Genomic DNA, 20,568 nt, shown 5'->3' with positions numbered 1-20,568 from the left:
CACCACGCGCTCGGAGCAACACATCCGGGCGCCTGTCGTGGACCGTGTCCTACTGACCCACGGACTCGGAACGCACCATGTGGAAACAGCGTCTACCGGACGGCCACCCCCCGATTCGCACACCCACAGGGTGTCGCCGTCAGCGGCACCGGACGACTGCCCCGGGCAGGCCGTCACAGGTCGAGGATCTTGGTGATGCCTCGCTCGGCGATATGCTCGGCGTCATCCTGGTGACTGGCGCGGACGATCGCGGGACGGACGCCTTCGTCCACGAGTGAGAAGAAGCGCTCGGCGAAGGTCCAGTCGGGGGCTCGGGTGTCGTCGAGAAGGAGCGCGGTCGTGCGAGTGGCAGGTGTGGGTGGCTGCTGACGAAGGCGGTCAATGAGCGTGGCCAGGCGGCGGCCGGCTGGCTTGACCTGGTTCTCGGTGGTGAGCAAGCCGAGGTCGTACTCCAGGTCGGCAAACCCGGCGAGCCCGCGGTCGATGTCGTGCGACGCCCACCAGGTGACGCCCCACAGCTGGTCACAGCTAAGGGCGGCGGCAGTGAACGACTCGGTGAACTCCGCGACGGCGTCTTCTGAGATCCATTGTGGTGCGGCGCCGAACTCCTGCAGCCAGAGGGGGCGGTGGGGGTCGGATTGGAATGCCTTGGCGAGTTCGAGGAGGTATTCGCCGAGGTGGTGTGTGGCGGTGGACGGGTAGCCGTAACGCTTGAGGGCTCCGGTGAATTCGATCCAGGCGTGGAGGGGCGTGGCGCTGCCCGTCCGGGCCAGGATCTCACGGCTGAACGGGGCAGAGTCCGTGAGCCAGGGCTCGTGGTCGAATCCCGCGACGTGCATCCGCCCTGGGGCGATGGCCTCGCAGTGGTTCAGCAGGCGCCGGGTCCAGGCGTCCCCCTCGCTCGTGGTGATGTCGTTGCCGGCGTAATGAGCCAACACATTGGGCTCGTTGGCAATGTCGAAACCCAGGAACCGGGGGTGCGCCGCGATCCGCTCGGCCATGGCGGCCAGTAGATCGAGCTGCGCGGCGACGGCCACGGGATCGGTGAACAGGTTGACGCCATGCTGCCAGGCGGGACGGAAGTAGAAGCCGCTGAGCCATCCGTTCAGAACGGTGACACTGACATCGAGGCCACACTCGTCGGCGAGGTCCAGCAGCGAGTGGAGGCGGGCGAGCGCGGTGCCGCTGATGTGACCGGGGTTGGCCTGGAAGACCGGCCACAGGCAGTGGATGCGGATGTGGTCCATGCCCAGGTCCGCTACGGCCCGCAAATCGGCGGCCATGGCGGAGGGTTCCCAGTCCAGCCAGCTGTACCACCAGCCTCGCGACGGTACGTAGTTGACGCCGAACCTTGGTGTTCCGGCGGGCCGGGGGAAGACCGCTTCGATAGCGGATCGGGGGGTGCTCATGGATAGGGGTTCTCCCATGGTGATCTGGCGAGGGCGAGGCGAGGGGATTACGGCGGGGCCTATCTGAGGATGTCGTCGGTTGATGTCAGAGCAGCCAGCTCAGCCCTGCGGGTCGGCCCTTCGCAGCCCCCGGGCACGCTCACTGCGTATGCTACGGCGGTCACGGCTGTCCGCAGACGGGTCTTGCGACGGTAGTTGAAGGCCGAGGCTGACCAGCGCTCCAGCGCCTCGGGCGCGCTCCACTGCCGCGAGCACGGCCTCACCTGCCGAGGCAGACAGAGCGGGGGTGATGCGGGTGACGTGCAGGACGCCCGCCACTTCGGTGCAGCCTGGCGGGATGTCATCCGCAGCGAGCCGGGAACCTGCGCTTCCGGCACGGAGGTAGTTCACTGTCAATGTGGTGCCGAAGCGCCGGTGCTTGACCATCAGACCGGTGAGGGAGGGGTCTCGTACGGCGATCGTCGTCACGTTCTCGGCGCGCAGGCGGCGCTCGATCAGGTCTCCGGTGGCGTCAGTGCCGAGGCGGCCGATCCATGTGGCGGGTGCGCCGAGACGGGCCACACCGATCGCTACGTTGCTCTCGGCGCCGCCGAAGCCGTAGGTGAAGGTGCGGGCGAACTCCAGGCATCCGGTCTCGACGGTGGTGACGAGGCCCATCCTCTCGCCCAGGGTGAGCAGGCCAGTGCCGTTCGGTGTCATGGGGCCGGCCGGCCGTCACGAGGCGTCGTTTCCATGTGTGGTGTCTCCTTGAGGCTCACGCAGAGGTTCACTGCTCGGCGGTCCTGATGCGTTCGGGCCAGCCGAGCTGGAAGCCCAGCGCTCTGGTGAGTACCTGCTGGAACTCTGCGAGTCGCGCCGGATCATTGCGGACCGCGCGAGGCGTGGTGCCGATGTTGAGGCAGTGTGCGGCGAGCGCCCCGGCGGCCTCGCCGATGTTCCACTCCACGGGGTGGAGCCGGTAGCAGCCGTTGGTGATGTGTGTCGTCCCGATGTTCTTGTTGGCCGGCAGCAGGTTCTCGACGCGCTGCGGAATCAGCGCGCCCAAAGGGACCTGGAACGGGTAGTCGGCGATGTCGATGTACGAGTTCGGCCCGTCGGGACCGCCGGTGCTGGGGTGCAGGTCGATGCGGTAGGAGCCGACGCCGACGGAATCGGGGAAGATCTCCGAACCGGCAGGCAGCCCCGCCTTCTCCCGTGCCTCGACGCCGACGTGCTGCTCCAGGACCGTGAACTCTGCCCGGATTCTGCGCGCTTCACGTATGTAGGGACGCAAGGCGAGACCGTCCGTCGTGCCCAGTACGTCACCACGCGGCCGCAGGCCCCGGTAGCCGGTGCCTCCGTCGAGCCGTGGTGCTTCGGTCTGCATCCAGTACAGGAAGGAAAGGCTGTGCCGACGGGAAGCTTCCAGATGGCGTTGCCCGGTCTCCTCGTCGACACCGGTCAACGGTCCGGCCATATAGTCGACTTGGGGCCAGTTGACCAGTGTGATGTCGCTCTTGTAGCGGCCAGGGACGTGATGGGCCACGCTGAAGATCCGCCGGTAGTTCCAACGGTCGGGTGCCGCACGGCCGCGTGATGAGTCCGGGTGCGCGAAGAGCCCCTGATGCCGCGGAGCGAGCGTACGGGGGTGCACATCCTGCCAGGACAGCAACGGGCCCGGCCAGCAGTTCGGTTGGTAGTCGCGCCAGAAGGCGTAGTCGGCCGGGCGGTCGATCGTGTAGTCCGCGTCGGGGTGGTAGTCCATGGCGAAGCACCAGGTGAAGGACTGTTGGTCCAAGGGGCGGGCCGGTCCGTCCGGAGCGTGCAGTTCACCGGTTTCATTGCGGCTCTCCGCTCCGGTGACATGTTCGACGCCGGCGAGTTCAAGGAGGTCGCCCAGCTCAGTCGCGTCCAGGATGTAGGGGGCACTCACGGTCAGTTCGGCACCGGTCGCCCGGGAGCGCAGGGTCACGGAGCTCACACGGTCGCCGTCGGTCTGCGCGGCCACCGGTTCGTACTGTTCCAACACGGTCACCTGAGCGTCGGCCCGGTACGGCGCCAGCAGTTCCTCGATGGCCGCGAAGCCCACCCGGGGTTCGTGGCAGACCGCGCTCACCGCTCCCCCACCGGGGTTCAGCAACGGTGCCGTGCGGGCGTCCGCTGCGAGGTCGTAGTTACGTCGGTAGAAGGCACGGATGTTCTCCCGCAGGCGCCGATAGCTGCGCGTGGCACCCTGCTCCTCGATCCAAGGATGCTCGTCGGGCGGTACGCCCTGTGCCGTGATCTGGCCGCCGAGCCACGGTGACTCCTCCGTGAGCACGACCCGACGCCCCAGCCGGGCCGCGGCGACCGCGGCGGCGACACCGCCGAGGCCACCGCCCACCACGAGCACGTCCGTCTCCTGCGCTGTCATGGGAAACCTTTCGATAATGCCCGCGGCGCGCTGCGTTGTGTGCGGCGCCGGCGGTCTTCTTGCAGGACGACACCAAAGGAGGGACCGGCCCCACGCCAAGGGCAAGGCCCGTGATGAACGCTCCGTTCGTCAGATCAGGGTCTTGTCCAGGAAGCGGATCTGTTCAGCCGTCTGATGGGCGCCTCCGCCCTCATGGCCGTTGAACTTCCACACCTTGATCTCCTTGTCGTCCCCGGCCCAGCGGTGATACGCCGCGAAGACCGTGGACGGAGGACAGACGGGGTCCATCAGTGCCGCTGAGAACAGCACGGGTGCGGTGGCCCGAGCCGCGAGATTGACCCCGTCGAAGTAGTCCAGCGTGCTGAACACCCGCTCCTCGCTGAGCCGGTGCGAACGGCAATAGGTGGCGATCTCCTTGTACGGGCTCCCGTCGGTGATCTGCACCGCGCGCCGGAAGTGGCACAGGAAAGGCACATCGGCGGTCACCGCCGTGATGTCCTCGCTGAGCCCGGCTGCCGCGATCGCGATGCCGCCGCCCTGGCTGCCGCCGTGCAGCACGAGCCGCTCGGGGTCGATGCGCGGATGCTCCCTTGCCGCATCCACCGCACGCGCCGCGTCGGTAAACAACCGCCGGTAGTAGTACGTCTCCGGTGAGGCGACGCCGCGTGTCAGATAGCCAGGAGTGAACGGATCACCCAAGGGGTCCGGATCAGAGGTCTCCGCGTGGGCGAAACCCCCGCTCCCCTGCCCGCGGTTGTCCATCACCAGATGCGCGTACCCGGCAGCCGACCAGGTCAGATACTCGTGCGGCAGGCCCCGTCCACCGTTGTAGCCGATGTACTGCACGACGCACGGCAGCCGCCCCTGAGTGTGCCGGGGCAGCAGCAGCCAGCCGCGCACCGGCTGTCCGGCGAAGCCACTGAAAGTCATGTCGAACACCTCCACCGTCCGCAGGCCACTGTCGTACGGTTCGTACCTCGTCGGTGCGGCCGCGGCGCGGGCCTCGTCCAGCGTGCGCCGCCAGAACGCATCGAAGTCCTCGGGCTCACTGGGGTCGGGGCGGTAGGCCAGGAGTTCCGGCAAAGGCATGTCTACGAACACAGGTGTTCTCTTTCATCCAGAGAGGGCTGCGGCCCTGGTGAGGTGCCGGTCAGAGAGGAGAGAGTGGACGCCGCTGGGGCTCAGCCGTCGGGCAGTACCTCGGGAGGTGTCACCCGCGACTGCACCGCCAGGGAGTCCAGACGCTCGGCGGCCTCGGTGATGGAGGTCATGAGATCGAGGACGTGCTGGGCCATCTCCCCCGAGGCACGGTGCGGGGAGTCCTGGCGGATCGCCCGGGCCAGCCGTTGAGCAGGTCGGCCGTGCGTCACAGACCGTCCAGGGTCGAGAACTCCTCCTGCGGGATGCCCCCGTGTTCGCGAGGTCGGTGCCGAGGGCGGCGACGCGGTCGAAGACGTCGTCGGGGTCGTTCTTCAGCAGCGCTCCCGCGTGTGTGCTGACCACGCTGATTCCCAGTTCGTCGACGATCTTACGGAAGCCGGTCGGATCGTCGTGGAGGTCGACGGCCTCCACCGCCCGGTATCCGATCTCGGCAAGCCGGGCCAGGGTGCCGGTGCGATCCACCGCGAGGGGGTCTCGCGCCGAGTAGAGCTGAACGCTCAAAGGGAAGGGCATGGAATCGGTGTCTCCTGACATCACGGAGGACGAGGAACAGAGGATGAGCGGCGACATCGGCACACGGCGCCGGACTTCCGTCCGTGTTGCCGCAGTTGTCCGGCAGCGGCCCGTCAGCCCGCGGCCGCACCAAGGGGGCGTTCCTCAAGGTCGGTCATCGCGCGTGGGGTGAAGCCGAGCAGTCTGGTTGCCGCTGCGGTGTCGATCGGCGTACGTCGTCCGAGGATCGGACGGCGCAGCGGGGTGTCCGGGTGGTAGGTGGCGATCAGTTCTTGGGTCGGGTAAGGGGCAAGGATGTCCGGGGCCGCGGTGAACACGGCGTGGAAGCCCGTCAGCGGCTCAGTGATGGCATGCCACGCGGTCTCGGCCGCGTCGTCCACATCGAGGTAAGCCCAGGAATCCGCGGCCGCCACACCCGGATCGTGCAGGGTCTCGCTGAGCCGCTCTGCCAGCCGGGCCTCGTTGGAGACGAAGGGGTAGCGGATGGCGACGATATCCATGCCGTGTCGACGGGCCATCATCCGCGCGGTGGCCTCGTCGGCCTGCTTCGAGAGCGCGTACGCGTCGGTGATCTGCAACGGTATCTGTTCGTCGATCGGGTAGTACGCGGGATGCAGCCTCGTCGGGGCCCACGGGATGCCGAGGATCGAGTAACTGCTCGCGATCATGACCCTGTTGATGCCCGCCTTCCCGGCCTCCTCCAGGACGACGAAGGTCGCCCGGGTGTTACCCAGGTACACCTCCTCTGGTGTGCCGTGGTGCGGCGAGGGCCGGGCCGCGAGATGGATCACGGCCTCCACGCCCTCCAGGGCCGCACGAACGGTGGCGGGGTCTCCCGCGTCTCCGGTGATCACCCGGCCCACCGCCAGATCACCGGGATCGTCGAGCGCGAGCGCGGTGGCCTCGACCCCCCGCCCACGCAGCAGGTGGGTGACGGCGCGTCCGACCAGTCCGGCCGCGCCGGTCACCAGGACACGTCGTGGCTGAAGTGCCTCGCCGTCGGCGACGTCGCGCATCACGGGGCCTCGAGTCCGCCGTCGGGACGGCGGACTCGCGCCGCCCACTTCTCGTGCAGGAACTTCGTCGGCGGGTACTGTGCCGCCGCCGTCTCGTTCAGGTCCACACCCCAGCCGGGCTCCTCGGACGGGCTCAGGTAGCCGTCGTGCACGACCGGCGTGCCCTCGAAGACCTCGTGCGTGGCGTCGTTGTACTCGTGCGACTCCTGGAACCCGAACGCAGGGGTGGAGATGTCGACGGCCAGGTTCGCGGCGACGCCGACCGGGGAGATGTCGCCGGGCGAGTGGAATGCGGTCCGCACACCAGACAGTTCGGCCAATGCCACCAGTTTGCGAGTGGGGGTCAGGCCACCCACCGAGGAGGTGTGCAGTCGGAGCAGGTCCACTCCCCCGTCCTTCACCAGCCGGGCGGCGTCGGTCACCGACCCGACCTGCTCCCCCACCGCGATCGGCACCGGCGAGGCGGCACGGACCTCCGGCAGCCGGTCGTAGTGCTCGGGCGCGATGACGTCCTCCAGGAACGACAGTCCGTACGGCTCCAGGGCCCGGGCCAGCACCACCGCCTGTTTGGGCGTCAGCCGGCTGTGCACGTCGTGCATGAGGTTGATGTCCTGCCCCAGCCGCTCGCGGGCCGCAGCGAACAGCGCGGGTGTGCTGCGCACGTAGCGTTCGGCGTCCCAGCCGTCGGGGTGGGGAGAACGTGGGTAGCCGCCCGGAACGCCCGGTGCGCCGTACGCGCCCACACCCGGCTGGCCCGTCTGCAGGCGGACGTTGCGGTAGCCGCGACCGATGTACTTCTCCGCCTGGTCCAGGGTGGCCTCGATCGTAGGTGCCGCAGCATGGGTGTAGACCTCGATAGCCGCCCGGGCACGCCCGCCGAGCAGTTCGTATACCGGCAGGCCCGCCCGCTTGCCCGCGATGTCCCACAGCGCCTGGTCGACACCGGAGAGCGCATTGTTCAGCACCGGCCCATTGCGCCAGTACGACGAGTAGTGCACCAGCCTTGTGATGTCCTCGATGTCTGCGGGGTGGCGGCCGATCACCAGCGGCGCGACATGTCCCTCCACCGCGGCGACCACGGCCTCGTAGCGCTGGGTGAAGGTGGCGCAGCCGAGCCCGTACAGGCCGTCGTCAGAGGTGTCCACGCGCACGACGACCAGCGGCAGGCCCTCGGGGGCCGTGACGATCGCCCGTACCTGGGTGATGCGCAGGCGGTCGCGGTGTGTCCACGGTGGGCCGGCCTGCGGCAGAGCGCCAGTGGCATCCAGCAAGCGGTCCGGATCGTGCCCAGTCATGTTTGTCCTAAGTTCGGTGAGTTCCAGGTCATGCGGTGGAGTGCCCTTGGGGGGCTTCGGTACGGCTTGAGGCTCAGCCCTTGGAGCCGGTGTCACCACCGACTCCGTTGACCACTTGCCGCTGAAAGGCGATGAACAGCAGCAGTGGCGGCACGCTCGCCAGGAGGAGGCCGGCGATGAGCAGCCCTTGATCGGACGTTTTGGCGATGGTGGGCAGTGCCACGGCGATGGGCTGTTTCTGCGGGTCGGTGAGGGCGATCAGCGGCCAGAGGAATTCCTTCCATGCCGCGATGAGGGTGAACAGCGACACGACGGCCAGGACAGGTCGGGACATCGGCAGCACGATGCGCCACAACAGCGTGAGCGGTCCGGCACCGTCCACCCGTGCTGCCTCGTACAGTTCGGCGGGGATGCCGTCGAAGAAGCGTTTGACGAGCAGCACGTTGAACGCGTTGGCGCCGGCGGGCAGCCAGATCGCCCAGAAGGAGTTGATGAGGTTCACGCCGAGCCCCGGCATGCGCTGCGCGGTGAGGTAGAGCGGGACGAGACTGACCGTTGCCGGCACCAGCAGGGTGGCCAGGATCATGGCGTACATGACCTTGCCGTAGCGGGGTTTGAGCACCGACAGCGCGAAGCCCGCGCTGGTCGACACGATCAGCTGAACGACCAGGCAGCCTCCTGCGAGGTACACGCTGTTGAGCAGGTAGCGGCCGATCTCGAGGCCACTGAGTGCCTCGCCCAGATTGCCGAAGCGATTTTCGGAGGGCCACAGCGACAGCGGACGTGCCACGATGTCGCTCGATGGGGAGACCGCCGCCTTGAGCATCCACAGGATGGGGCCGGCGCAGAAGGCGATCAGGAGGAGCAGGACGACGATCTCGGTGATCCGAAGCCCGATCCTCACCACGCGCCGCCGCCGGTCGTGCGGTGAGACCAGTCGGCTGAACGGCTCGGTGTCTTTGGGGGGGCGCTCGGACGTCTGCCGCGGGCCTTCGTCGATGATCAGGCTCATGAGGAGCTCCAGCGGCGGGTGGACCACAGGTACACGGCGGACAGCAGGGACAGGGCTGCCGCCAGCAGCAGCGACATGGCGCTGGCGGCGCCGTAGTCGCCGTCGATGAAGGCGTATCGGTAGATCAGGAGGAGCACGGTGACGGTGGCGTTCTCGGGGCCGCCGTCCGTCATCAGGTACGGCTCGGCGAACACCTGGAGCGTGCCGATGAGTTGCATCAGCAGGAGGAGGAGCACGGTGCCGCGTAGTTGCGGGAGTGTGATGTGCCACATTCGGCGCCAGATGCGCGCTCCGTCGGTCTCGGCGGCCTCGTATAGCTCCGGCGGGACGCGGGTGAGCGCGGCCAGGTAGATGAGGGTCGCCGATCCCATGCCGGCCCAGGTCGATTCGAGGACCAGGCTGAGCATGGCCGAGTGCGTGGACTGCAACCATGGGTAGGGGCCGAGACCCACCAGTCCCAGAACCTTGTTGAACAGCCCGTGGTCGGGGTCATAGAACATCTGCCACAGCAGGACGCCCACCACCGGTGGCAGCATGACGGGCAGGTACACCAGGTACCGGTACAGCCCGGCGAGACGGCGCAGCGTCGACATCTGCACGGCCAGCAACAAGGGCAGGGGGAAACCGATGACCAGGGCGAGTCCGGCGAACAACAGTGTGTTCTTCACCGCCGTCGCCAGCATCGGATCGTCAAGAACGTGCTGGAAGTTGCTCAGTCCCACCCACTGCGCCGGGTCGACCAGGTTGGTCTGCTGGAAGGAGAGTTCGAGTCCTCTGACCAGCGGCCACCAGGCGAAGTAGCCGAAGCAGAACAGGGCGGGAAGCAGAAACGCCAAGGCCACGAGGTCGTTGCGCAGCCGACGGCGCGCATTGCGAGGCGGTGCGTGATGCGCGACGGTCTCTGTCTTGCGGACCGCCCCGCCGCGCGGGCCGGTGCGCACGTCGAGCGAACTCACTGCCCGCGCTCCAGGTCTGAGGACACCTGCTGGGCGGCCTTGTCCAGGAGCGCCGCCGGATCGGCGTTCTTCTTGGTGAGGACGGCCTGGACGACCGGGTCGAGAGCCGCGTACACCTTCTGCGCCGCCACCGGCGGCTCCGTCAGCAGCTTGAGTTCGGCATTGCCGTCGACGTAGGGCTGGAAGTTGCCCAACGGCACGTTGACGTAGGGCTTTCGCGCCGCGTTGACCTTCTGCTGCGCCTGCTCGGAGAAGGAGGCGACCCGTGGCACCCCGATGAGGATCTTCGGATCGGCGGAGGTCATCTTGTCGCGCTTCGCCGCTTCCTTGGGATCGTAGGCGGGCTTCAAGTACTCGGCGAGGATCCATTTGACAGCCGCAGAGGTCTGCGCCGCGGTGGCCCTGGCGGTCACCATGACCACCGAGCCCCCGAGTTGGGTGGCGTTGCCGCCGTCCTGCGGCAGTGCTCCGGCACCGAAGTCCTTCAGTCGGCCGCCGTACTGCTGCACGATCGGCCCGACCGCGTTCGGCCCGTCGGTGTACATACCGATCTGGCCTGCGGCGAACCGGCGCTGGACGTCCATCTGGCTCTGCAGTTGGTTGCTGCCCATCGAGTTGTCCACGAAGCGCATGTCGTGCAGGAGTTGGAGAGCGTCTGTGGTCGCCTTGCCCGTGAAGGCCGGGACGTACTTGTCGCCCTGCCGCTTCTCCATCGTCCCGCCACGGGAGTAGGTGTACGACGTCAGGTGCCATCCGCCGGTGTTGTTGGTGGTGGTCTCGGCGTACCCGACCTGGCCTGTCTTGTCGTGGATGGCCTTTGCCGCCTGGCGCACTTCCTCCCACGTCGTGGGCGGCTTGTCAGGATCGAGACCGGCCTTGGCGAACAGGGCTCGGTTGTAGACCAGCCCCATGCTGTACGTCCCAATGGGCGCGGTCAGTCCGTAGACCTTCCCGGTGGCGGCGTCCTTGGTGGGCGCCAGCAGCTTCGAGTTGTACTCGTTGTATTGGGGCCATGCCTTGAGGTCAGCCGTCAGGTCCTTGACCTGGCGTCGGGCGATCAGCCCCTGCGGCTCGGTGAGCGGAGCCGTAATGACGGTCTCCGCGCTGCCGCCGGCCAGTTTGGCGGTGAACGTCTGCGCGTCCCACGTCGCGTCCGTCGGCTTAATCGTGATCTTCGGGTTCGCCTTCTCGAACGCGGCGACCCTGTCCAGGAACGCCTTCCGGCTGGCGGGATCGCTCTTGGGCGGCATCCCCTGCACGGTGATGCTCACTTTGCCGTCGCTGCCGCCACCACTGCCGGAGGAGCAAGCCGCCACAGAACCCACAAGCGCGCAGGCCATCACGAGACCAAAGGCCCGGGCGAAGGAACTGCGATGCATGAGCTCACCCTCACCGTCACGCGAATGTGACGAAACCCTTGAGTCGTCGTGTCGCCGCTCAGGGGCGGACGCTGTCCGATGCGCTTTCATGTCGTGCTCCATACGTAGATGGTTGTCTTCGAGCGGTGGTGATCACGGCGTGAGGGGTGAGGGACCGGGGTGACGGGGTCTGCCGCAGTCAGGGGCGGCGGGCCCCGTCGGCCCGTTCGGTACCGGTGCGGGAGTCAGGTGGTCTGCGGGTGCAGGGCGTGGAATTTCGCGGGGTCCTTGCCGTCGGCGATGCCGCCACCCCATGTGATCCAGCCAAGCCGGGTCGCACCATCGGCGTCGTTGACCACGAGGGACGACGAGAACAGACCGTCGGATGCCTGAGGCCCGCCGAGCGAGGCCCACGGCAGGGCGATCTCGTACGTGGTGGTGTGGGCGTCATCGTCCCGGGACACAGCGATCTTGGCCCCGTCGACCGTGGCACGGGCAGGATCGGCCGGGTCGAGCCAGCGGTAGAGCTGAGGCCCGGAGGAGGTGAGGGCGGCTCCGAGCTCGTTCCACCTGGTCTGCTCGCCGGGGCCGCCGCGGGCCACCGTGAACTGCAGCGAGTCGCCCTGCCAGATCGACGCGCCGGAGCTGTCCTGGTGGTGGACGCGGTCGGAGACGACGGCCGTCAAGTAGAGGTTGGAGGCGTCCGTGTCGTACCACGCCTTGCCGCCGAAACCGGTCGGCCGCGTAGTGCCGGACGTGGTCGGAACGAACGGGGCGGCGTCCAGGTCGATCCCGGGCTGTGCCTTCACGACGGAGTCGACGGTACCATCGACGTCCACGCTCGTGCGCGGGACGGTGGTTACGGCATCCTGATCCAACTGGTGCAGTGTGCCGCTCGCTTGATACGTCGCGCCGTCGCTCATCGTGGCGGTGGCCGACCAATTGGTGTCCGAGGTCAGTGCGGGTAGCGGCGCGGTGAGCACGGCGGTTTCCTTCGCTGCCACGGACGCGCCCTCCAGGCTCGAGCCCGTGGCGCTGCCGACCTTCCAGGTCACGCTCTTGATCTTGGCGGCCGTGCTCGCGGCGTTGGTCACGTTCAGGCGAAGCGACTGCTTGCCGTCGTCCGTGACGGAGTGTGTGCCGTCGACGCTGATGGGGGCCCGTACCTTGCCGGTGGCCGACAGGCGCAGGAACGGTTTGCCGTCCATCGTGACCGCTGCCCGATAGACGACGCTGGCCGGAGTCGATCGCGCTGGCAAAGAGAGGGCGACGTCACGGCTGACGCCGGGCCCGACACGGGCGGTGGCTGATGTGTGCCCCACCGTCAGGCGGAACTCGTGTGTCTTGGCGGGGTCGGGGTTCTGTACCGTCCAGTGTGCCCTCGCGGCTTCGCTGGTGACGGCTGGTTCGACGACGAACTTGTCCGCGGTCTGGGTGGGCGCTGCGAGGACTCCGCGAATCCATACGGGCGACGCACTGGCCTGCACGGTGATCTTGCCGTCGACCGGACTGACCACCCGGGAGCCGCCGCTCATGTCGGTGACCAGGACGTTCCCGGTGGCGCCGGGAAAGGACAGCGTGGTGGCCTTGTCCGCCCACACCGCTTGGACCCGTCCGCCATCCGCGGTCTGGAAGCGCAGGTCCGTGACTCCGCTGGGCGTGGTGACGGGTGCGAGAGGCTTCGCCCCCGCCAGTTGGCGCGTGGCCGTCGCCCAGGCGGCGTAGGACGGCTTCGGCGTGTAGGCGCCGAGCGTATTGGTCCCGCTGTGCACGAGACCGAAGTTGTGCTCGGGGTTCGCTGGATCGTCACCGTCGTCGATGAAGTCGTAGACGTAGTACTTCGCCACACCGTGGAAGGTGGCGATCGCGGCCGCCTTGGCCGTGTTGCGTGCCTGGTCGGTCTCGCTCACGGCACGTACGTCGGTCCCGGTCGGCCAGCCATTCTCAGTGATCCACAAAGGCTTGTCCGCACCGTTGTTGTATTTGCGCACGAGCGACTGCACCGCAGTGATCCGCGGCCCTAAGCCGTCAGCTGCCGCAGGCCAGTTGTAGGGGTGGGCGATGACCGCATCGACGTAGGACAGCGCACCCTTCTGGAACGTCGTCTCGAGCCAGGCCGTCGACAAGTTCGCCACTGCCGGGCCGAGTACCGGTACCGATGGATCCGCGGCCTTGATGGCCGTCGACGCGGCCTTCAGCAGGGCGACATAGTTCTCGGGGTCCCTGGTGGCGTTGTGGCCGGTGCCGACATCCCACTCGTTCCAGACCTCGATGCCGGCGATGTGCGAACCGAACTCTTTGGCCATGCCCGCCGCGTATTTCGCGAACGCGGCACGTCCAGCGTCTGTGGTGGGGCCCTGGCCGCCGTCGTAGAAGTTGTTGCCGTAGTCGGCGATCAGGAGCGGCCGGATGCCCTTCGCGAAGAGAGGGTCGAGGTACTTGTGCGCTGCGGTCCAGTCCAGAACGCCCTTTGCTGTTTCGGCTCTGGCCCAGGACGCCTCGTCCCGTACGGTTACGGCGCCGCTGGGCAGAATGAGCGCCTGGGTGGAGGTGTCGCGGCCGAACGAGTAGTGCGTCGCCACGCCGAAACGGCCCGTTCTCGCGGGCGGAGCGGCCACGGTGGCGAGCGTGGTGGACGCCTTGTCACCGGACGTGTCGGTGGCCGTGAGCGAGTACCACCCGTACGGAACGCTGGCGGGAATGGTGATGGTCGCGGCGCCGCCCGACGGAGCAACGGACCCGCTCTTGACGGTGGCACCGTCCACGTCGCTGAGGGTCCAACGGACCGACGTATCAGTGGTGTTGGCCACGACGGTGCGGGGGACCGACGGCGCGAAGATGTTGCCCATCGCCGTCTGCTTCAGCGTGAGCATGGCGGCTTCGGCTTTCGGAGCACCTGCGGCAGAGCTCACCGGCGCGGTGCCGTACACGACGGCTGCACCCAGGACCGCGCATGCTGCGGCTGCGAAGCGCTCAGCTCTCAGTGGAGACGTACGTGTGGAGCGGACGGAACTCCTCATGGATGGTCCTCAAAATGTGAGACCGGATGGAAGGTGAATCGCCGGAAGTCAGGGGCAAACGTTTGCCCTTCGGATGCTGCGCCGCGCAGCCCCGCACTGTCAAGAGTTTGGTGCGCGGTGGTAACCTCATCCGATGTTTGAGTCGGCAGCAGTGGTTCGCTCAACCGCAATCACGGTGGTTCCATGGCCCCATCAGTGACATTGCACGATGTCGCGGCCCGAGCAGGGGTGCACTACTCAACCGCTTCCCGTGTCCTCAACGGTCAGGGGAAGGTGTCGTCGGCGACCCGGGAACGCATCCTCAAAGCCGCCGCTGACCTGGACTTCGTGCCCAATGCGCAGGCACTCTTCTTCGCTCGCGGCACCAGTCGCACATTCGGTGTCCTGACGCAGGACGCCGCCGAGACATTCGCATTGCCGACCTTCGGCGGCGCCTCGCTCGCCCTCGGCGCACACGACATCGCGATGCTGCACTACGACGCCAGTGGCGACGCCGCAGCCCTGGAACGCGTCACGGCACGCATGCGCTCCCGCCAGATCGAGGCCCTGCTCGTCCTCGGCAAGGGCCCCGAGCAGCCGCTCGAGGTACCCACGAGCGGCCTTCGAGTACCTGTCGCTTTCGCCTACGCCATCTCGGCGAACCGGAAGGACACCAGCTTCGTCACCGACGGCGTCGGCGCCGGACGCATGGTCGCCGACCACCTACTCGACCTGGGGCGAAGCCGCTTCGCCCACGTGACCACCACCGGTTCGATGGCCGCCCAGCAACGGTACAAAGGCTTCGTGGAGCGTCTACGCGAACGGGACACACAGATGGCGGTCCGCCGGGCACTGCGTGGCGACTGGAGCCGCGGCTGGGGCGAGGAGGCCGCGCGTCGCCTCCTGCCGCGCATCGGCGAACTGGACGCGATCTTCTGCGGCAACGACGCAATCACGCTGGGCGTCGAGTCCGTGCTCACCCGTCACGGAGTCCGAGTGCCGGACGACATCGCCCTCGTCGGGTACGACAACGCCGAGGGTCACGGCTGGCCCGGCGAGAAGTACCCACGCCGACAGCACCTCACGACCGTCGATCCGCGGCTCAGCGAGATCGGCCGTTGCTCCATCGAGGCCCTGGTTTCAGCAGCAGCAGGGACAGCCCCCCTCCCCCGCGGGCCGCAGCCTGTGCCGGGCAAGCTGATCCTGGGGGAGACCACCGCGGCATCTGCCTGAGCTCACGCAACCCTTGCCACCGGGAGCCATGGCATCTATAAGAGGGCGTTTGATCTAGGTCGATTGCCCTTTATCTCCTAGTAAGTTCCTCGCCAGGTGGGTGTCGTCTCGTCCGTTATGCGCTTGGTGAGGTTGTCGATCGAGGCGACGTGGATCATGGCCTCGGAGCTGGCGGGCAGGGTCTCGTAGTCTCAGGCGAGGCGCTGGTGCATCATGATCCAACCAATACTTCGTTCGACAACCCAGCGCCTTTTGACAACGTGGAAGCCACGAATCGGGGGAACCTCGCTCACCCACGACGGGCTGCACCAGGAAACACCGTGGCGAACCGTCGTCCACCTGCGTGACCTGCTGATGGACAGCGGCGTCCTGCCACGCGTCAATCGGCAGCTGATGCTCTATCAGCGTTGGCTGACCGAACGGCTCGCCACCATCGAAAACCCCGAACACCGTCGGCATCACCAGCACTTCGCCATCTGGCACCAGATGCGGCGCCTGCGGAGCAAGGCGGAGAAGGTGCCGCTGGGACGCTACCAGACCAGCCAGACTAAACGGGAGACGCATACATCCAGTCCTGCCGGCACCTGCCGTACGCCAGCGGCAGAAGCTCACAGTGGCTCTTCCCTGGCCGCCGGCCCGGTCAGCCGATGAACCGGTCAGCCTCCAAGTCCACCTGCGGGAGATCGGCGTTCCGCCGCAACGCGGAAGGACTTCCGCGATCCGCCAACTCGTACTCCAAGCCCCGGCCCCTGTCATCGCGAAGGCCGTCGGCTATCACGACAAGACCGCTATCCGGCTAGTCACCGAGGCCGGAGGGACCTGGAGTCGATACGCCCTCGGCGACCACACACGGTGAGACCAGATCCATCGGGAAGAGCAAGCGGAGAACCCCAGTCGGCTGGGCTATACATCACCCCTGCCCGACGCCTCTGTCGAGCAGACCCAGGGCTGAGTACAGCGAGACGGATAGGGTCATCCATACGACGAATGCCCCACCACCGCAGAGCACGGCGCGTGGCATGCTTCCGTCCGCTGCCCAAGACAGCACACCAGCGATGACTGCAACTAGCGGAGAAAGAACCGTTGCCAGGGCGACGAGCAGGAGGCGCGTCAAAGGTCCGGAACTCAACGGCCGACACCCTTCTGTGAGGGTGGCCGTCCCGAGACATGCCGTCTCAGCCCGACCACCGAAGCACGATGGTTGGCTGAGACGGTGTAACCCCTGGAAAACAGCGGACCGTTATGGGCCCACGCAGCCGCGAGGTCACGCCCTCAATCAGTTCTCGGATGATAAGCGACTCCGGGAGAGCACGCCGGAGTGTGGTCATAGGTCGAGAACCATCGGCCATCGCTCAGGGTGACCGCAGGGGTGACGCCTGGCAGACATACGCGACACCTCAACATGCGAGCCCACCAGTCTCGCGGGCCGATACCCGCGCCTCGGGCAGTGACCGACCAGGACGCAGACGAGGTGGGCTTCCCTTCCAGGGCGTGAAGACGCAGCGCGGGCACTCCGATTCGCCGCCCGGCCGCTCACCTGTGCGCTGGGCGCACGGGGGCGTTCAGGGGATGTAGTAGGCGAACTGCTTGAGCAGCGGCTCGTCGACGCGGTACTCGCCGCGCCAGCCGGCGGCGATGGTGAACGCGTCGCCGGGTCCAAAGGTCCAAGTGGTGCCGTCGTCCTGGGTTAGGGTGACGCGGCCTTCGATGATGCGGGTGTACTCGTCGCCGGGATAGGCCTCGATGTACTCGGCGTACGGCTCGGCGCGCCAGGTGCCGATAGAGAACTTCTCGTCTGCGGAGGCCAGGTGTGTTGCGGCGGTCTCGGCCGGTACCGCGGTGCGGAGGTTGGCAGGGTCGATGTAGTCGGACGGCTTGAGCAGCGAGTCAACGTCTGGGGTGGTCGGGATGAGGGCAACAGAGCTCACGGCGGTTCCTGTCGTGGGACGTGTTGGCGGCGACGGGGGCTGTCAGCGGGAGGTAAGGATTTCGTGGGCGACGCCGCGGCCAGTGCGCACGGCGCCTTCCATGTGGCCGGACAGCCACTGGTCGGACCCGCACACGTAGAACGGCGGCTCGCTCTTGCCGTGCAGGGGCCCGACTCCCATGACGTCGCCGGGACGCCATGCGGTTACGTATCCCTGGGTCCACGGGTCGGTGCCCCAACTGCGGGTGTACGTCTTCGCGGGCGAGGCGGCGACGTCACCGAACGCGTCGACGACTTCGTCGATGAGTGCCTGGCCGAGGTGCCGGCGGGGCGTGGCGAGGTAGGTGCCTATGCGCTGCGGTGGGACGAGGCCGGACATGATGCCGGCGCTCTGCGCCCAGACGCCGCCGAGAATGTTGTGCTCCATGTAGGCGACGCCGTTGAGGCCGGCGTCCTCCCAGAAGGAGTGGTCGTAGACGGCGACGAACTTCGCGGCCAGCGCGGACTTCTGGCGGTGCAGGGAGGCGAGCTTGGTGTCGCTGACGCCGCTGATGGAGATGTCGCGCAGCGGCCCGGCCGGTACGGCGCAGACGACGTTCGCAGCGGTGAGGACCTCGCCGGTGGTCAGTATGACCTCACAGCGGTGCGGAGAGACGCGGATGGCGCCGACCGGGCTCGAACAGCGGATGCGGTCGCCGAGCTGTTCGGCCATGGTGAGTGCGACAGTAGCCGAGCCTTCGAGGACGCGCTCGTTCTCCCACGCGTCGTAGTTGTAGAAGCCCTCCGCGCCGGCCGCGGACTCCCTGCGCAGGTCGGCCAGCATCGAGGTGCACTCGATGGGCTCGTCCGCCAGCGCGAGCTGCGACAGAGTCAGGGCGCGGATGACGCCGGGGGTGGCGCCCTCCCCGCGCAGCCAGCCGGCCACGGAGATTCTGTCCAGCGCGGCGGCATCGGGGTGACTCCACGGGTCGTCGGGGTCGACGGAGGCGGCGAGCTTGGAGAACCGGCGCTCGATGTCGTCGTAGATGCGGCGGTCCGAGGCGCTCATCCACGGCAGGGGGTCACCGGTGTGACGACCGTCGGAGAGGACCCAGCGGGTCTCGCCGGTGCTGGCGGTGAACGTCGGCCCTATGGTGAGTCCGAGCTCGGCAACGAGTTCCTTGTAGGCGGTGTGGAACGTGCCGACGATCTCCCCGCCTAGTTGAACCTTGCGGCCGTCAGGTGTCTCGACCTGCTCGACGCGGCCGCCCACCCGGTCGCGTGCCTCAAGGACCACGACCTCGGACCCGCCGTTGGCCAGGTCGCGTGCGGCGGACAGACCGGCCAGGCCGGCCCCGATGACGATGGTGTCGTACTTCTGCACGGTGCTACCTCCTTCGGGGGCGAGTTGCGCGACGTGCTGATGTACGCCCCACAACGAACGAAAGACAGTGTGGCTGCCGCCACAAAGAACCCGAACAGTGTCGCGGCACGATTCGCTCATGTTGTTTCGTGCTGAAGTACGAGTACGGCAGTGGTGTTCCCTCGGGCGCGCCGCCAACCTCGGTTCGAGCCGCCGACGGGTCCCGGAGAGGGGCGGGCGAGACAAGGCTGTCGTCGGCGGCAGCTTCTGGGAGACGCGTGTGCCTCTGATGTGACTGGGGTATCGAAAGGCTTGCTCAATTCGTGCTGCGAGACGATTCAGGCAGGGGTGTGGCGAGGACCACACTGGCCCGCGTCCGAGCACTCCCTAACGAGCATCCAGTGCCGGTTCAGCGGAGGAATGGCCTCCCCCTTCTCAGCAGCGTGAGGTTTCGACGATGCCAGAGTCTCAGATTCATCCGAGCGGTTCGCTCACACGCCAGATCGCTTTCCTGCCCCTCGTCGGCGTCATCTTCTTCAGCGTTTCCGGTGGCGCCTACTCGCTCGAGGAGATGATCAGCTCCACCGGACCTGGCCTCGGTATCTTGCTGCTTCTGCTCGTGCCCCTGGTCTACGGCATCCCCATCGGCGCCATCACCACCGAGCTCGCCACCGCCATCCCCGCCGACGGCGGCACGTACGAGTGGACCAAGCGGACCATGGGCGGCTTCATGGCCTTCCAGGCCGGCCTCGTGCGGTGGGTCAACAGCTGGATTGACATGGCCATCTACCCGGTCCTGTTCGCCGGCTACCTCGCCACCTTGTTCCCCTCCATCGCCGAGGGGAAGTACGTGCTGCTCGAGGCGGGACCGTTCACGCTCGACGCCAACTGGGCGCTCGGTGTCCTGCTGGTCGTGCTGCCGTTGGCGGTGCTCAACATCCGCGGCGCCAAGAGCGTCGGCGACAGCGCCCTGCTGTTCAGCGTCTTCGCCATCGCACCACTGGCCATCATCGCCGCCCTGGGCATCTGGGAGGTCGTCACCAACGGCGTCAATCCACTGACCCCCTTCACGCCGGCCGGGACGAGCGGGCCCGACGCCCTGGCGGTCGGGCTGTCCTTCACAATGTGGTGCTACTGCGGATTCGACCAGGTGGCGCAGATCGCCGGGGAGATCGAGCAACCCGCCCGCGTCATTCCGAAGGCGATGTTCGTCTCCATGATCCTCATCGTCGCCTCCTACACCCTCCCGCTCCTCGGCGCCCTCGCCGTGCCCGGCTGGGAAACCTGGGTCCCCGGATCGTTCGGTGACGTCGCGCTGGTGCTCGGCGGCAAGTGGCTACAGACCTTCGTCACCGTCGGTGGCATGTTCTGCGCCATCGGGCTCTACTCCTCGCTGCTGATGACCAGCTCGCGGTCGCCGTTCGTGCTCTCCCGCGACCGGTGGATCTCGCCCGCATTTGCCCGCCAGACCAAGCGGACAGGCTCGCCCTTCGTCGCCATCATCGTGTCCTCGGTGATCTACTCCCTGTTCAGCGCGGGCGCCTTCACCACGCTGGTCGGCCTCGACGTGTTCTTCATGAACCTGCTCCTGCTGCTGAACCTTGCCGCGCTGGTCATCCTGCGTCGGCGCAACCCCGAGATGCCGCGCCCGGCGAAGATTCCGGGTGGCACCGTTGGGCTCGCAGTGGTGGCCGTGCCGTTCACAGCGAGTGTGGTCTACCTGATGTACCTGCAGTACCTCGACTACGGGATTGCCGGGTACGTCTATCTCGGCGTGGCCCTCGCCCTGTGCGTGCTCGCCTACTTCCCGGCCCGCGCCTACCAACGACGTCACGCCGGCCCGGTCGCCGATGCCACGCTGGAGGATGAGGCAGCCGGCAGCGCCCAAGAGAACCCGATCGTCGACGTCTGACCAGACGTCGTCCCTCGAGGCCGCGTGATGCGGCTGAAAGGAA

General features: G+C 67.4%; 16 protein-coding genes and 1 pseudogene. 3 read left to right on the top strand and 14 right to left on the bottom strand.

The features are described 5' to 3' along the window. Positions 1-173 precede the first annotated feature (173 nt). The 11 genes from NP777_RS31020 to NP777_RS30970 all read right to left on the bottom strand — a co-directional run bounded on the left by NP777_RS31020 (position 174) and on the right by NP777_RS30970 (position 14,042). A complete protein-coding gene (locus NP777_RS31020; protein WP_256653489.1) occupies positions 174-1,409 on the bottom strand; it encodes a glycoside hydrolase 5 family protein in 1,236 nt (411 codons plus the stop codon). Positions 1,410-1,508: 99 nt separating this feature from the next. Beyond that, entirely contained in the window at positions 1,509-2,108 is a 600-nt protein-coding gene (locus NP777_RS31015; protein ID WP_256653488.1) for a PfkB family carbohydrate kinase, read from the bottom strand. Positions 2,109-2,175: 67 nt separating this feature from the next. Further along, positions 2,176-3,801: an FAD-dependent oxidoreductase gene (locus NP777_RS31010; protein WP_256653487.1), complete on the bottom strand. Its 1,626-nt coding sequence runs from the start codon at positions 3,799-3,801 to the stop codon at positions 2,176-2,178. Between the two features lie 129 nt (positions 3,802-3,930). Beyond that, the gene (locus NP777_RS31005) at positions 3,931-4,890 is read right to left on the bottom strand and encodes an acetylxylan esterase (protein WP_256653486.1); all 960 of its coding nucleotides are present in this window, start codon (positions 4,888-4,890) and stop codon (positions 3,931-3,933) included. A 92-nt stretch (positions 4,891-4,982) separates the two neighbouring features. Continuing rightward, the gene (locus tag NP777_RS31000) at positions 4,983-5,171 is read right to left on the bottom strand and encodes a hypothetical protein (RefSeq protein ID WP_256653485.1); all 189 of its coding nucleotides are present in this window, start codon (positions 5,169-5,171) and stop codon (positions 4,983-4,985) included. A gap of 417 nt (positions 5,172-5,588) precedes the next feature. After that, positions 5,589-6,443 (bottom strand): NAD-dependent epimerase/dehydratase family protein, encoded by an 855-nt coding sequence (locus NP777_RS30995; protein WP_256653484.1) that lies wholly within the window; start codon positions 6,441-6,443, stop codon positions 5,589-5,591. Positions 6,444-6,490: 47 nt separating this feature from the next. Next, on the bottom strand, positions 6,491-7,762 hold the full coding sequence (locus NP777_RS30990; protein ID WP_256653483.1) for an enolase C-terminal domain-like protein: 1,272 nt from the start codon (positions 7,760-7,762) through the stop codon (positions 6,491-6,493). Between the two features lie 97 nt (positions 7,763-7,859). After that, positions 7,860-8,798, bottom strand: coding sequence for a carbohydrate ABC transporter permease (locus NP777_RS30985; RefSeq protein ID WP_256653482.1), 939 nt, complete (start codon positions 8,796-8,798; stop codon positions 7,860-7,862). Then, positions 8,795-9,754, bottom strand: a complete 960-nt coding sequence (locus NP777_RS30980; RefSeq protein ID WP_308405264.1) for a carbohydrate ABC transporter permease — start codon at positions 9,752-9,754, stop codon at positions 8,795-8,797. The genes NP777_RS30985 and NP777_RS30980 overlap by 4 nt, the downstream gene beginning before the upstream one ends. After that, the gene (locus NP777_RS30975; RefSeq protein WP_256653481.1) at positions 9,751-11,235 is read right to left on the bottom strand and encodes an extracellular solute-binding protein; all 1,485 of its coding nucleotides are present in this window, start codon (positions 11,233-11,235) and stop codon (positions 9,751-9,753) included. The genes NP777_RS30980 and NP777_RS30975 overlap by 4 nt, the downstream gene beginning before the upstream one ends. A 122-nt stretch (positions 11,236-11,357) precedes the next feature. Continuing rightward, entirely contained in the window at positions 11,358-14,042 is a 2,685-nt protein-coding gene (locus NP777_RS30970) for a sugar-binding protein (protein WP_256653480.1), read from the bottom strand. Between the two features lie 273 nt (positions 14,043-14,315). On the opposite strand from NP777_RS30970, the gene NP777_RS30965 reads away from it, so the two are divergent. Then, positions 14,316-15,344: a LacI family DNA-binding transcriptional regulator gene (locus tag NP777_RS30965; RefSeq protein WP_256653479.1), complete on the top strand. Its 1,029-nt coding sequence runs from the start codon at positions 14,316-14,318 to the stop codon at positions 15,342-15,344. A gap of 77 nt (positions 15,345-15,421) precedes the next feature. On the opposite strand, the pseudogene NP777_RS30960 reads toward NP777_RS30965, so the two are convergent. Next, a pseudogene (locus NP777_RS30960) lies at positions 15,422-15,625 on the bottom strand (IS5/IS1182 family transposase); the annotation flags it as partial. Here NP777_RS30960 and NP777_RS30955 point away from each other — a divergent pair. Beyond that, on the top strand, positions 15,558-15,995 hold the full coding sequence (locus NP777_RS30955) for a hypothetical protein (RefSeq protein ID WP_256653568.1): 438 nt from the start codon (positions 15,558-15,560) through the stop codon (positions 15,993-15,995). The pseudogene NP777_RS30960 and the gene NP777_RS30955 overlap by 68 nt on opposite strands. Positions 15,996-16,906: 911 nt before the next feature. On the opposite strand, the gene NP777_RS30950 is transcribed toward NP777_RS30955, so the two are convergent. Further along, positions 16,907-17,272, bottom strand: coding sequence for a cupin domain-containing protein (locus tag NP777_RS30950; protein ID WP_256653478.1), 366 nt, complete (start codon positions 17,270-17,272; stop codon positions 16,907-16,909). A 42-nt stretch (positions 17,273-17,314) separates the two neighbouring features. Next, positions 17,315-18,634: a flavin monoamine oxidase family protein gene (locus NP777_RS30945; RefSeq protein ID WP_256653477.1), complete on the bottom strand. Its 1,320-nt coding sequence runs from the start codon at positions 18,632-18,634 to the stop codon at positions 17,315-17,317. Between the two features lie 436 nt (positions 18,635-19,070). Here NP777_RS30945 and NP777_RS30940 point away from each other — a divergent pair, with 436 nt between their 5' ends. Further along, complete coding sequence (locus NP777_RS30940) at positions 19,071-20,525, top strand: APC family permease (protein ID WP_256653476.1); 1,455 nt, start codon at positions 19,071-19,073, stop codon at positions 20,523-20,525. Positions 20,526-20,568: the final 43 nt, after the last annotated feature.

Source organism: Streptomyces rugosispiralis, from assembly GCF_024505145.1.
Taxonomy (GTDB): domain Bacteria; phylum Actinomycetota; class Actinomycetes; order Streptomycetales; family Streptomycetaceae; genus Streptomyces; species Streptomyces rugosispiralis.
The sequence above is the reverse complement of the archived record's forward strand: the minus strand, read 5'-3'. Positions and strand labels throughout refer to the sequence as shown.

Coding starts and splice junctions, on each gene's coding strand:
- NP777_RS31020 (WP_256653489.1), bottom strand. CDS start 1,409: ATGAGCACCCCCCGATCCGCTATCGAAGCGGTCTTCCCCCGGCCCGCC.
- NP777_RS31015 (WP_256653488.1), bottom strand. CDS start 2,108: ATGACACCGAACGGCACTGGCCTGCTCACCCTGGGCGAGAGGATGGGC.
- NP777_RS31010 (WP_256653487.1), bottom strand. CDS start 3,801: ATGACAGCGCAGGAGACGGACGTGCTCGTGGTGGGCGGTGGCCTCGGC.
- NP777_RS31005 (WP_256653486.1), bottom strand. CDS start 4,890: ATGCCTTTGCCGGAACTCCTGGCCTACCGCCCCGACCCCAGTGAGCCC.
- NP777_RS30985 (WP_256653482.1), bottom strand. CDS start 8,798: ATGAGCCTGATCATCGACGAAGGCCCGCGGCAGACGTCCGAGCGCCCC.
- NP777_RS30975 (WP_256653481.1), bottom strand. CDS start 11,235: ATGGAGCACGACATGAAAGCGCATCGGACAGCGTCCGCCCCTGAGCGG.
- NP777_RS30965 (WP_256653479.1), top strand. CDS start 14,316: ATGGCCCCATCAGTGACATTGCACGATGTCGCGGCCCGAGCAGGGGTG.
- NP777_RS30955 (WP_256653568.1), top strand. CDS start 15,558: ATGATCCAACCAATACTTCGTTCGACAACCCAGCGCCTTTTGACAACG.
- NP777_RS30940 (WP_256653476.1), top strand. CDS start 19,071: ATGCCAGAGTCTCAGATTCATCCGAGCGGTTCGCTCACACGCCAGATC.